Origin of the sequence: Anaerosporobacter sp., assembly GCF_031551385.1 — a bacterium.
Taxonomy (GTDB): domain Bacteria; phylum Bacillota; class Clostridia; order Lachnospirales; family Lachnospiraceae; genus Anaerosporobacter.
The window spans coordinates 1-13598 of the sequence record NZ_JAVBNS010000021.1; the positions used below are offsets into that span (position 1 = coordinate 1).

10 protein-coding genes are annotated in these 13598 nt (G+C 35.7%); all 10 read left to right on the plus strand.

Features of this window, described 5'->3' with window-relative positions; all coding sequences use genetic code 11:
- Positions 1-91 precede the first annotated feature (91 nt).
- Positions 92-559 (plus strand): MarR family transcriptional regulator, encoded by a 468-nt coding sequence (locus RMR19_RS03240; protein ID WP_310602058.1) that lies wholly within the window; start codon positions 92-94, stop codon positions 557-559.
- Positions 549-1103 (plus strand): cyclase family protein, encoded by a 555-nt coding sequence (locus RMR19_RS03245; RefSeq protein WP_310602059.1) that lies wholly within the window; start codon positions 549-551, stop codon positions 1101-1103. The genes RMR19_RS03240 and RMR19_RS03245 overlap by 11 nt, the downstream gene beginning before the upstream one ends.
- A gap of 338 nt (positions 1104-1441) precedes the next feature.
- Positions 1442-5998 (plus strand): glutamate synthase large subunit, encoded by a 4557-nt coding sequence (gene gltB, locus RMR19_RS03250; protein ID WP_310602060.1) that lies wholly within the window; start codon positions 1442-1444, stop codon positions 5996-5998.
- Between the two features lie 17 nt (positions 5999-6015).
- Complete coding sequence (locus RMR19_RS03255) at positions 6016-7503, plus strand: glutamate synthase subunit beta (RefSeq protein WP_310602061.1); 1488 nt, start codon at positions 6016-6018, stop codon at positions 7501-7503.
- Between the two features lie 237 nt (positions 7504-7740).
- Positions 7741-8313 carry a hypothetical protein gene (locus RMR19_RS03260; RefSeq protein ID WP_310602062.1) on the plus strand — a complete coding sequence of 191 codons (573 nt, stop codon included), beginning with the start codon at positions 7741-7743 and terminating at the stop codon, positions 8311-8313.
- Between the two features lie 144 nt (positions 8314-8457).
- The gene (locus RMR19_RS03265) at positions 8458-10113 is read left to right on the plus strand and encodes a flotillin family protein (RefSeq protein ID WP_310602063.1); all 1656 of its coding nucleotides are present in this window, start codon (positions 8458-8460) and stop codon (positions 10111-10113) included.
- Positions 10114-10274: 161 nt separating this feature from the next.
- Positions 10275-10889 carry a cytidylate kinase-like family protein gene (locus RMR19_RS03270; protein WP_310602064.1) on the plus strand — a complete coding sequence of 205 codons (615 nt, stop codon included), beginning with the start codon at positions 10275-10277 and terminating at the stop codon, positions 10887-10889.
- Positions 10890-10895: 6 nt separating this feature from the next.
- Complete coding sequence (locus RMR19_RS03275; protein ID WP_310602065.1) at positions 10896-12113, plus strand: AI-2E family transporter; 1218 nt, start codon at positions 10896-10898, stop codon at positions 12111-12113.
- A 328-nt stretch (positions 12114-12441) separates the two neighbouring features.
- Positions 12442-13233 (plus strand): ABC transporter ATP-binding protein, encoded by a 792-nt coding sequence (locus RMR19_RS03280; protein ID WP_310602067.1) that lies wholly within the window; start codon positions 12442-12444, stop codon positions 13231-13233.
- A gap of 21 nt (positions 13234-13254) precedes the next feature.
- Positions 13255-13598: hypothetical protein (locus tag RMR19_RS03285; protein ID WP_310602066.1), on the plus strand; the 344-nt coding region annotated here is incomplete at its 3' end.

Genomic DNA, 13598 nt, shown 5'->3' on the forward strand with positions numbered 1-13598 from the left:
TTATGTAGAAATACAAATCAAAAGCATATAGGATGAAACAACAAAAATCTCGATATGGGGATATTTGTCCATATTTTGAGTAGCAGGTCGTATGAACGATCAATTATTAATGCAATTTGCAGAGTTTCTTGAGAAGCAGGATTTGTTATCTAAGTTAACGGAACATGAGAAGCTTCACGAATATGGATATTCGGATATTCATACAATAGCAGCGATTGGTGATTTAGAAGAGCCGAATGTAACGGAGATTGCTAAGTCATTGAATATGACAAGAGGTGCTGTGAGTAAGATAACAAAAAGATTACTTTCAGTAGGTGTAATTGAATCATATATGTTACCTGATAATAAGCAGAAGATTTTTTTTAGATTGACGAAGAGTGGGGAAGTATTATATAAAGAACATCAAACTAGGCATCAAAAATGGATAGATCGAGATAATAAATTCTTTAGTCAGTTTTCAAGTCAACAGTTAGAAGAGATATCTGGATTTATGAACTTATTTAATCAGTACTTAGGAGAGCAAATTGTGGAGATAGGAGGAGATAATAATGCTAATTGATATAACACTAAAGGTTACCCCAAAGATGGTGAGTGATGCACAAGGGAATGAGAAGAAGGCTTTAGTTGGGCATTTGGGGACACATTTTGATGTAATGAATAAGGAATTTCCGCTAGAGTATACGAAGCGAGATGGCATTGTTTTTGATGTAAGCAATGTAGGAGAACGTGATATTGAAATGGATGATATTGCAATTGATAAAGTGAGGAAAGATATGTTTGTTGCATTCTATTCTGGTTTTATTGAGGAAGAAGGATATGGTGGAAAGAACTATTTTACAAATCATCCACAGTTGTCAGATGCACTGATTAATAAATTAACGGACAAAGGTGTTTCAATTATTGGAGTAGATTTTGCAGGTATTCGAAGAGGAAAAGAGCATACGCTAAGGGATCAGTATTGTGCAGATCGAGGTGTGTTTGTTGTTGAGAATTTATGTAGTCTTCGTGAATTGGTAGATAAAGAAGGTGTGGTTGTAAGTACGTATCCGATGAATTATGAAGGAATGACGGGTCTTCCTTGTCGAGTTGTAGCGAGAGTGTAAAAGTTTTCGTTGCAAACGATAGGTGAAAGAAGCCATGCTTAATATTATTAGTTAAAAGTAGTATAAAACTTTAAAAATATAAAAAATGTGCAAAAAATAGCGTGTGAATTAAGTGGTTTTTATGCAATTGTACAAAAGTTACAGAAGAATTAATTTTATTCTTGAATCTCTGTGCAATTTGGATTATAATCACGATTAAGAACAAAGGTGTTCTTGGAACAGTAAATTTTACTGAACCAAGAGCGCCTTTTTTGCATTTTAACTGCGGATTTTTAGTGCATCTAATTAATGCTTGTAATTTCATTATATGCAGATTGTAGAAAGGGCATGGTTGTAATATGAAAGAGATGAATTGTGAAGAAGTGAAACGTGTAAAGCAGGGATTGTATGATCCAAGATTTGAACATGATAATTGCGGTATCGGTGCAGTTGTGAATATTAAAGGAATTAAAACACATAAAACAGTGGAGGATGCTCTTCGTATTGTAGAGAATTTAGAACATAGAGCTGGAAAGGATGCAGAAGGAAAAACAGGTGATGGTGTAGGTATTCTCTTACAGATCTCACATAAGTTTTTTAAGAAAGCAGTAAAGCCACTTGGGATTGAATTAGGCGCAGAGAGAGAATACGGTGTAGGTATGTTCTTCTTTCCACAAGAGGAATTAAGCCGTAATCAAGCAAAGAAGATGTTTGAAATTATTGTGGAAAAGGAAGGATTACAATTCCTTGGTTGGAGAGAAGTTCCGACTAATCCAGATGCGTTAGGACAAAAGGCAATTGATTGTATGCCCTGCATTATGCAATGCTTTATCAAGAAACCAGATGATGTAAACAAAGGACTTGATTTTGATCGTAAATTATATCTTGCAAGAAGAATATTTGAACAGAGTAATGATAATACGTATGTGGTTTCACTATCAAGTAGAACAATTGTATATAAAGGAATGTTTCTTGTAGATCAGTTACGTTTATTCTTTGGCGATTTGCAATGTCCAGAATATGAATCAGCAATTGCAACTGTGCATAGTCGCTTTAGTACGAATACAAATCCTAGTTGGCAAAGAGCACATCCAAATCGATTTATCGTGCATAATGGCGAAATCAATACAATTCGTGGTAACGCAGATAAGATGCTTGCACGAGAAGAAACAATGGAATCGAAACATCTAAAAGGGCATATGCATAAAGTTATTCCTGTAATCAATACAGAAGGTTCGGATTCAGCAATGCTTGATAATGCATTGGAATTTCTCGTAATGAGTGGAATGGATTTGCCATTAGCAGTAATGATTACAATTCCAGAACCATGGAGTAATGATCGTGCAATTAGTCAAGAAAAGAAAGATTTCTATCAATATTATGCAACAATGATGGAACCATGGGACGGCCCAGCGTCAATTTTATTCAGTGATGGTGATATAATGGGAGCAATCCTCGACCGTAATGGGTTACGTCCATCACGTTATTATATTACAAGTGATGATACATTAATCTTATCATCAGAAGTAGGAGTTCTTGATATTCCTGCTGATAGAATTGTTAAGAAAGAACGTCTTCGTCCAGGTAAGATGCTTCTTGTTGATACGGTAAAAGGTGAATTGATTGATGATGACGATTTAAAGAATAGCTATGCAAAGAGAAAACCATATGGAGAATGGTTAGATGGTAATCTTGTTTGCTTAAAGGATTTAAAGATTCCGAATAAGAAGGTAATGGAATACAGCAAGGAAGAGAGGGCAAAACTTCTAAAAGCATTTGGCTATACATATGAGGATTACAAAACAACGATTCTTCCTATGGCAAATGCGGGAGCAGAACCAATCTCTGCAATGGGAACAGATAGCCCACTTCCAGTATTATCGAATAAAGAGCAGCCATTGTTTAATTACTTTAAACAGCTCTTTGCACAAGTAACAAATCCGCCAATTGATGCAATTCGTGAAGAAATAGTAACATGTACAACAGTTTATATTGGAGAAGATGGAAACATATTAGAGGAGAAAGCGCAGAATTGCAATGTACTTAAAATTGATAATCCAATTCTTACAAATACAGACCTACTTAAAATTAAGAATATGAAAGCAGATGGATTTAAAGTAGAGGAGATTCCAATCACTTACTATAAGAATACATCATTAGATAAGGCAATCGAGCATTTGTTTGTGGAAGCGGATAGAGCTTATAAAGAAGGTGCAAATGTATTAATTCTATCTGATCGTGGAGTTGATGAAAATCATGTTGCAATTCCATCGTTACTTGCTGTTTCTGCGTTGCAACAACATCTTGTTAAGACAAAGAAGAGAACTCGTGTGGCGATGATTCTTGAAAGTGCAGAGCCAAGAGAAGTGCATCATTTTGCAACATTACTTGGATATGGTGCATGTGCAGTGAATCCTTATCTTGCACAAGACTGTATCAAACAATTAATAGACAATAATATGCTAGATAAAGATTACTATGCGGCTGTAAATGACTACAATAACGCGATTCTTCATGGTATTGTAAAGATTGCTTCTAAAATGGGTATATCTACAATTCAATCATACCAAGGCTCTAAGATATTCGAAGCAATTGGTATTGATAAAAATGTAGTAGAGAAATATTTTACAGATACCGTTAGCCGTATTGGTGGAATAACAATAAAAGATATTGAAAAGCAGGTAGACCGTTTACATTCAAAAGCATTTGATCCGCTTGGATTGCATGTAGATTTAACATTAGATAGTGTTGGCAGTCATAAATTAAGAAGTAATCAGGAAGAACATCTATATAATCCAAAGACAATTCATCTATTACAGGAAGCAACACGTACTGGAAATTATGAAATGTTTAAAGAATATACAGCATGTATTGATGAAGAAGGTAGTGGTCTTAATTTAAGGGGTCTAATGGATTTCGAGTTCCCAGAGAAGGGAATTGATATTAAGGAAGTAGAAAGTGTTAATAGCATTGTGAAACGATTTAAAACAGGAGCAATGTCATATGGTTCAATCTCGAAAGAAGCGCATGAAACGTTGGCAATTGCAATGAACCGTCTTGGCGGTAAATCAAACAGTGGTGAAGGTGGAGAAAGTTTAGACCGTCTTCATACAGGGAAAGATGGTTTGAATCGTTGCTCTGCAATTAAACAGGTTGCATCAGGTAGATTTGGTGTAACGTCTGAATATCTAGTAAGTGCTGATGAAATTCAAATTAAGATGGCACAAGGTGCAAAACCAGGGGAAGGTGGTCATCTTCCAGGTAAGAAAGTATATCCTTGGGTAGCTAAGACAAGACATTCAACACCAGGTGTAAGTTTGATTTCACCACCACCACACCATGATATCTATTCCATCGAAGATTTGGCACAGTTAATCTATGACTTAAAGAATTCGAATAAAAAAGCAAGAATATCCGTTAAGTTAGTATCCGAAGCAGGTGTTGGTACAATTGCAGCAGGTGTTGCGAAAGCAGGGGCAGGAGTAATCCTAATCTCTGGATATGATGGCGGTACTGGTGCAGCACCAAGAAGTTCTATCTATAATGCAGGTCTTCCATGGGAACTTGGTCTTGCAGAGACACACCAGACATTAATTATGAATGGACTTCGTTCAAAAGTACGAATTGAGACAGACGGTAAATTAATGAGTGGTCGTGATGTACTAGTTGCTGCTTTGCTTGGTGCAGAAGAATATGGATTTGCAACAGCTCCGCTTGTAACAATGGGCTGTGTTATGATGCGTGTATGTAATCTTGATACTTGTCCTGTTGGTGTGGCAACTCAAAATCCAGAGCTTAGAAAGAACTTTAAAGGAAAACCAGAATATGTAGAGAACTTTATGCGTTTTATTGCAGAAGAGCTTCGAGAATATATGGCTAAGCTTGGAATTAAGACAGTAGACGAATTAGTTGGTCGTACCGACTTACTTAAAGTAAAGACTACATTTAAGAAAGAAAATGCAAGTAAGATTGATTTGTCAGCAATTCTTGGGACAGAATACGCAGATGAGAAAACATCATATATATTTGATCCAAAACAAATCTATGACTTTGAACTTGAGAAAACAATAGATGAAAAGATATTCTTGAAGAAATTACGTCTATCATCTGAGAATAGACAGAAGAAGACGTTAGAAGTAGAAGTTACGAATGTTGATCGTTCGCTTGGAACAATTCTTGGTTCTGAAATTACAAGAGTTTATGGAACTTCATTAGAAGAAGATACGATTACAATCAAGTGCCATGGTGCTGGAGGTCAAAGTTTTGGGGCATTTATACCAAATGGTCTTACATTAGAGTTATCAGGTGATTGTAATGACTATATAGGAAAAGGTATTTCAGGTGGTAAGATTGTTGTATATCCTCCAAAGGGTTCAAGTTTTAAAGCAGAAGAGAATATTATTGTTGGTAATGTTGCTCTATACGGTGCAACAAGTGGTAAGGTATTCATTAACGGTGTTGCCGGTGAGCGTTTCTGTGTACGTAATTCTGGTGCGACAGCAGTTGTAGAAGGTGTCGGCGATCATGGTTGCGAATATATGACAGGTGGTCGTGTTGCTGTTCTTGGAAAGACTGGTAAAAACTTTGCTGCTGGTATGAGTGGCGGTGTAGCTTACGTGCTTGATGAAGACAGTAATTTATATATGAGATTAAACAAAGAAATGGTTGCGGTAGAGCAAGTTTCAGAAAAATATGATGTAATGGAACTTAAAAATATGATTTCAGAACATGTTGAGGCAACAAATTCGGCACGTGGTAAAGCAATTCTTGATGACTTTATGCAGTACCTTCCTAAGTTCAAAAAGATTATTCCACATGATTATAGTAGAATGATGCAGATGATTGTACAGATGGAAGAAAAGGGACTTAGTAGTGAGCAAGCGCAGATTGAAGCGTTCTATGCTAATACACGATAGAAGGGAGAACTTTAGTTATGGGAAAACCAACTGGATTTATGGAATATGATAGAATAGGTAATCAAGCAATAAAACCAAAAGATAGAATAGAGAATTTTAATGAATTTCACACGCCATTGTCAAAGGAGGAACGAAAGAAACAAGGTGCAAGATGTATGGAATGTGGTGTTCCATTTTGTCAATCAGGTATGATGATTGCCGGAATGACCTCAGGTTGTCCACTTAATAATTTGATTCCTGAATGGAATGATTTATTATATACAGATAATATGAGTCAGGCGTTAAATCGTCTGTTAAAGACAAATAATTTCCCAGAGTTTACTTCAAGAGTATGTCCTGCGCCATGTGAGGCGGCATGTACATGTGGTTTGAACGGAAAAGCAGTAACAATCAAAGAAAACGAAATGGGAATTATCGAAAATGGCTATGAAACAGGTTTGATAAAAGCGAACCCACCAAAAGTTCGTACTGGTAAAACCGTAGCAATCATCGGTTCTGGCCCTTCAGGTCTTGCCGCTGCGGATCAATTGAATAAAAGAGGTCATCTTGTAACTGTGTTCGAACGAGATGATCGTGTTGGAGGGCTGTTAATGTATGGCATTCCAAATATGAAATTAGAGAAGCATATTATTGAGCGTAAGATTGCAATTATGAAAGAAGAAGGCGTTACATTCATAACGGGAGCAGATGTTGGTGGCAATTACAAAGCAAACAAAATCAGGAAAGATTTTGATAGTGTTATTTTAACATGCGGTGCTTCTAATCCAAGAGATATTAATGTAACGGGAAGAGAAGCGAAAGGAATCTATTATGCAGTAGATTTCTTGAAATCAACAACAAAGAGTTTGCTAGATTCCAATTTAAAAGATGGCACGTATATTAGTGCAAAGGATAAGAATGTTCTTGTAATCGGTGGTGGAGATACTGGTAATGACTGTGTTGGTACATCAATTCGTCATGGAGCGAAATCAGTTCTTCAACTTGAGATGATGCCAAAGTTACCAAATACAAGAGCTGACAACAATCCTTGGCCTGAGTGGCCTCGCGTTTGTAAGACAGATTACGGTCAAGAAGAAGCAATTGCTACATTTGGCTATGACCCAAGAGTATATCAAACAACTGTAAAAGAATTTATTGCTGATGAAACAGGAAATGTTTGCAAAGCCAAACTTGTGAAATTAGAGAGTAAATTTAATGAAGAAGCAAAACGATATTTCATGGCTGAAGTTGCAGGAAGTGAATATGAAGTTGATGTGGACTTAGTACTTATTGCAGCAGGCTTCTTAGGTACACAAAATTATGTAGCAGAAGCATTTGGCGTGGAACTTAGTGAAAGAACGAATGTAGTAACGGAGGAAGGAACATATAAGACAAATATAGAGAATGTATTTGCAGCAGGTGATATGCGTCGTGGACAATCGCTAGTAGTATGGGCAATTCGTGAAGGTCGTGAGGTTGCGAAGGAAGTGGATAGTTGTCTTATGGGGTATAGTAATTTAAGGTAGAGATGCTTGGATTTGGTTGTGTTGAATAATGTTATAATAGATATGCTTTAAAGAAAGCCATAGGAACATGAGGTTGGTAATCATGTTTCTGTGGCTTTTTGCTATGTTTATGAATATAGAAATCCACTTTAAACAAAACTTAATGATTTTTTAATCCAATCAATTCAAAAATAGTGTATAATAGAATAAATTGGATAGAACGAAAAATTAATTAACAGAAAGAGATGGAGGGGTGGCATGGAGAAGACGTATACAATATGTATGATAATTGGGATAGGAATACCTCTAATATATTTGTTATTAGGTCAGATTACAGATATTATATACGGATTTTTTGATGGAATATCGGGTATGTTTGAAGGTTTACATGTAGATTTTAATTTTGAAATTGGTGATATGCATGTAAGTTTGCTACCGTTTTCTATTCAAAGTATCTGTGCAGGATTATTAGTATTTGGTGCAGTCGGTAAGATGTTAATTCATAAGGAAAATCAAGTTTTGTGTATTGTAATTGCAGTGGCACTTGGGTATCTTATGGCTATTGTTGTACAAACGTTAATACATAAGTTAAAGAAGATAGAGAATACAACCTATACAAAGGAAGAATTACTTTTGTTTGATGCAAAAATCGTCAACACAATAATCCCAGGAGGGTTTGGAAGTGTAAGTATTACAACATTAGATGGGATAACAACTTCATATCCAGCAAAATCAGCGAATACACTAGAAGGAATACGACAAGATACAAAGGTTAAGGTACTGTATTTTGAAAAAAATATTGCGATTGTTGAGAAGATGGAAGAATTATAGTTTGCTTAGTTGGTTATTTGTTTAAACGCTAGTGGTAGTAGACAGAGAAATACTGTTTCACTATAGAGAGACTAGGGTGTGTTAAAATTCATTACACTGTTCCAACACATCTTAGAAGTTAATGAGAATAAGGAGGGTTTTCGTATGCCAGAAGAGTTAAAAAGCATGTTACCAGTACTTGTGATTGTTGCTGGAATTATTATTATCTTAATGGTGATTCTATCAATGTGGAAGAAAGTACCACAAGATAAGGCGGCAGTTGTGACAGGTCTTAAGAAGAGGATTATCACTGGTGGTGGTGGTCTTGTTGTTCCTGTATTCGAAAGAATTGATTACATATCACTTGGTAATATCCAAATTGATGTGGTAACAGATGAGAGTATGTCATCACAAGGTGTACCAATTGCAGTTATCGGTACAGCAGTAATTAAAGTAAAGAATGAACAGAATTCTATATTCAACGCGATTGAGCAGTTTACTGGTAAGAATGAGATGATGATTGAACAATCCATTCGTAGTACAGCAACGAATGTACTGGAAGGAAAGCTTCGTGAAATCGTTTCTACAATGACAGTAGAAGAAATCTATCGTGATAGAGAAACATTTTCTTCAAAGGTTCAAGAGGTTGTAGGTACAGAACTTATGGAGATGGGACTAGAAGTTAAAGTATTTACAATTAAAGATATTAATGATACGAATGGATATATTAAGGCACTTGGTGTAAAGCAAATCGCAGAAAAGAAAAAAGATGCTGAGATTGCGAAAGCAGAAGCAGATCGTGAGATGCAAATTGAAACATCAAAGGCAAAAAGAGCTGGAGAACAAGCAAGACTTCTTGCTGAAACAGAGATTGCAGAAGCAACAAAGTTAAAACAAGTACAAGAAGCAGCCTATATGCAAGAGCAACAAGCAGCGAAAGCAAAGGCAGATGCTGCTTACGAAATTCAAAAAAATATTACAAACAAAGAAGTAGTAACAGCCGAAATGGATGCCGAATTATTGAAGCAGGAAAGACAAAAAGATATTGAAGCAGCTCAAGTACAGATTATGATTACAAAAGAGCAGAAGAATATCGAACTTGCGCAAAAACAAGCAGAGCGTAAGAAAGAAAGTCTTCGTGCAGAAGTCGTTGAACCAGCAATTGCAGATAAAGAGAAGCAACAAACCATTGCAGAGGCAGATAAATATCGTAAGATAGCAGAAGCAGAGGCACAAGCGCAAGCACAGACTAGATTCGCACAAGCAGAGGCAGAATCAAGAAGAGTCAAAGCGATAGCGGAAGCCGAAGCAATTAAACAAACTGGTCAAGCGGAAGCAGATGTTATTAGTCAAAAGGGTATTGCGGAAGCGAATGCAATTCGTGCAAAAGGTATTGCAGAAGCCGAAGCAATGGAGAAAAAGGCGGAAGCATATCAAAAATATACTGGTGCAGCCGTTGCAGAAATGCTTATTAAAGTATTACCTGATGTTGCAGAGAATATTGCAAAACCATTATCACAGATTGATAAGATTATCATTATGGATGGTGGTGGAAGCTCCGATGGAAATGGTGTTTCTAGTGTAGCTTCCAATGTAACAGGTGTTATGACTCAAGTAATGGAGTCAATGAAGGAAGTAACAGGAATTGATTTAACAGATTTAGTGAAAGCAAAAGGATACGATGCTCAGGTAACAAGAAATGTTACAATCAATTCGAATGCAAGTAAAGATGTAGTAGAAACAGTAGCTGCCATTGGCGGACAGATCGAAGCAGTAGTAGAGCCAGTGAAACCAGTAGAGACAACACAACCAATAGAGTAATAAATAATCCTTCCTATTCTCTTGAATGTTTATTATATACTGAGAATGGGAAGGATTTAATACAAAGTATCAAATAACTCTGTCCCAAACCCATAAAAAGTGGTATAATAGTTATACAAAAGTTTGGATTCAAGGTTAGATTGGCGAATGGAGGGATTGTTATGAATAAGATTATTACGATTAGTAGACAATACGGAAGCGGTGGACGAGAAATCGGGGAAAAGCTAGCGAGTACATTAGGTATCCCATTCTACGACAATGAATTAATTACTAGAGCAGCAAAAGAAAGTGGATTTGCTGAGTCAGTATTTGAAAGAGCTGAAGATAAGGCTACAAACAGTTTGCTCTATTCAATTGCAATGGGAATGGGTGCATATGGAAGCCAAGATATGGGATTCACGAATTTATCATTAGATGATAGAATCTACTTGGCGCAATCAGATGTTATAAGAAAAGTTGCAGAAGAAGGCCCATGTGTAATCGTAGGAAGATGTGCAGATTACATATTGAAAGAAAATCCAAACGTTGTTCATGTATTTGTGTGGGCAGATATTAAAAACCGTGTAGAGAGAGCAATTACAAAATATAATATGTCTCCTACAAAAGCGGAGGACAATATCCTAAAGATTGATAAGCGAAGAGCTAACTACTATAACTATCATGCAAATGAGAAGTGGGGAAAAGCAGAAAACTATCATTTATCAATAAAGAGTGATTTTATTGGAATTGATAATGCCGTAGATGTAATAAAACTATATGTGGAAAAAGGTGTTTAAAACAGAATGAAAGTAAAAGATAAGATGAACAAACAATACACGGTATTATCCATTTATGTTATTGTGACTTGCATTATTATCTATTGTTTAAGTTTGGTAGCAAGTAATGCTCCAACAATAATAGGAAGTCTTTTAGAAAAACTGAATTGGATATTGCGTGTAATGAAGCCGATACTGTTAGCATTTGTATTTGCCTATTTGACAGAGCCGATTGTGAATTTCATTGAAAATCATTATAAAAAATGGCGCATATTTAAAAAGAAACAAAGTTCTTGTAGAACATACGCAGTTGTAACAACTCTATTTATTATATTATTAGTAATATCAGCATTGATTTCTATGCTTGTTTATAGTGTAACAGATCAAGTACGTGTTGCTAATTTTGATGACATTGTAGTTATTGTTACAGAGTATATTAATAATATTAATGAAGCAATCAACCAGATTATGGTGAAGCTTGAAAGTGTAAATATTCAATCGGCCGAATTGAATTCTTATATTAAGGAAGCATCTACATTTCTACTTAATGGTTTAAAGGGATTTGGTAATTCGTTATTACTTTCAATAACTAATATTTCAAGTTACCTAACAACAGGTATCTTTGCACTTATTATTGGAATCTATTTCTTGATAGATGGTACAATGATTAAGGGTTATGTTGCAAAAGTATCAAGAGCGTTACTTAGTACAAAGTTCCATAACCGAGCTAGAAGCTTCATTGTTGATGCCGATACTGTTTTTTCAGGATATTTGAAAGGGCAATTATCAGATGTACTTGTAATGATGGTATTAATTAGTGTTACATTGTCTGTTATAGGTGTTAAGCTAGGTATTGTCATTGGTATATTGGCGGGGCTAGGTAATCTGATACCGTATTTTGGACCATTTGTAGCATATGCAGGAACTGTATTAGTCTGTTTGATTAATGGTGATTACAGACGAATGATTATAGCAGTAATTGCACTACTTATCATTCAAACAATTGATGGTAATATTATTGGACCAAAATTACTTAGTCAAAGTATAGAGATTCATCCACTATTAGTTATTATCTTCTTGATTTTTGGTAGTGCAGTAGGTGGATTCCTAGGTATGATATTAGCAGTACCAGTAGGTGCATTGATTAAAGTCTTGTTTGTTCGTTTTATTGATTCACGATTGGAGTTAAAGGATTTAGAGGAGCAGGAAGCAGCGAAAGCTGCATCTGTGACAAGAGCAAAATAGTGATACTATTATTAAAAAACCGTGATATGGCAAATAGAGTGATTCTATACGCTGTATTGCGGTTTTTGTCGGACTACGGCAAAGTTAGTGATGGTATTGTAAGAAATTCTTAAGAAAAAAATACTTCTATATTTGTCAAATTTAGAGTACGATTGTAGATGTAAGAATATATTTTATAACGGATAGATAAATATAATAATCGTAACATGAAAGAGGTAATCTTGAGTAGTTACAAGTTTTATTTGAAGAGTAAAAAGTAGGGGGTGAGATAGTGGCAGATGAGAGAGAAAAGATAATTGAAGTTCGTAATGTAAAAAAAGTATATCGGATGGGAAATGAAAAAATTGTAGCTGTAGACGAGGCGAGCTTTGATATCTATAAAGGTGAATTTTGTTGCTTGTTAGGAACGTCAGGTTCTGGTAAATCAACGTTGTTAAATCTAATGGCGGGAATTGAAAAGATAACAAGTGGACAGATTATTATAAAAGGAAAAAACATTCATAAAATGAGTGAAAAAAATCTTGCAAAATTCCGTCAGAAGTATTTGGGATTTGTATTCCAATCATACAATTTGATGAATTCAATGACTGCACTTGAGAATGTTGAATTCCCATTAGTTTTTAAGCGAATACCATCAAAGAAGAGAAAAAAGATGGCGAGAGAGATGTTGGTTAAAGTAGGTCTTAAGACAAGACTAGAGCATAAGCCAAAGCAGATGAGTGGTGGTCAGCAACAAAGAGTTGGTATAGCAAGAGCGTTTGTTGCAAAACCTGAAATTGTGTTTGCGGATGAGCCTACAGGAAATCTTGATACAAGGACAACAATGGAAGTAATGGACTTGATAAAAGAGATTGCGAGAACGAATAATCAAACGATCGTTATGGTTACTCATGACCGACGATTAGCAGAGTTTTCAGATAAGATTATTCATATCCTAGATGGTAAGATACAAAGCGTTGATATCTTGAATGCTGAGAAGGAAGTGGACAAGGAAAATGAGGAAGAGGAAAAAGTCTTTGAAGCAGACAAAGATAAGGCAAGCGAAGAAGAAGTGCAAGACCATGATGTGAAGCAAGATAGTGAAGAAGAAAAGATAGAAGAAAAGACTAGCAAGAAGTAAGTGAATGAGGAGGAGAGCAAAATGAAAGAGAAAAAAATGAAGAAGCTGCTTTCGTATGTTTTATTGTGTGCACTGGTTATTGCAAACCTTGTTAGCAATGGAATGGTAAGTAAAGCAAGTGGATCGCAGACAGTTAATATGAAGGCAACAATGGATACGGTTGAGGTAAAGGCAGGAGGAACACAACACGTAAGTATACCGTTTAAGTTTGCAAGTAATTATTCAATAAGTTTGACAAGTATAGAGAATGTAGATATATCAGTAAATGCGGATGAGACGCCAATTTCGGTAACTTCCAATGTTGTAGTACTAGAAAAAAACTCTAGAAAAGAAGTATCTACGATTGTAGGTGGAATAGATTATGT

Coding starts and splice junctions, on each gene's coding strand:
- RMR19_RS03240 (WP_310602058.1), top strand. CDS start 92: ATGAACGATCAATTATTAATGCAATTTGCAGAGTTTCTTGAGAAGCAG.
- RMR19_RS03245 (WP_310602059.1), top strand. CDS start 549: ATGCTAATTGATATAACACTAAAGGTTACCCCAAAGATGGTGAGTGAT.
- gltB (WP_310602060.1), top strand. CDS start 1,442: ATGAAAGAGATGAATTGTGAAGAAGTGAAACGTGTAAAGCAGGGATTG.
- RMR19_RS03255 (WP_310602061.1), top strand. CDS start 6,016: ATGGGAAAACCAACTGGATTTATGGAATATGATAGAATAGGTAATCAA.
- RMR19_RS03260 (WP_310602062.1), top strand. CDS start 7,741: ATGGAGAAGACGTATACAATATGTATGATAATTGGGATAGGAATACCT.
- RMR19_RS03265 (WP_310602063.1), top strand. CDS start 8,458: ATGCCAGAAGAGTTAAAAAGCATGTTACCAGTACTTGTGATTGTTGCT.
- RMR19_RS03270 (WP_310602064.1), top strand. CDS start 10,275: ATGAATAAGATTATTACGATTAGTAGACAATACGGAAGCGGTGGACGA.
- RMR19_RS03275 (WP_310602065.1), top strand. CDS start 10,896: ATGAAAGTAAAAGATAAGATGAACAAACAATACACGGTATTATCCATT.
- RMR19_RS03280 (WP_310602067.1), top strand. CDS start 12,442: ATGGGAAATGAAAAAATTGTAGCTGTAGACGAGGCGAGCTTTGATATC.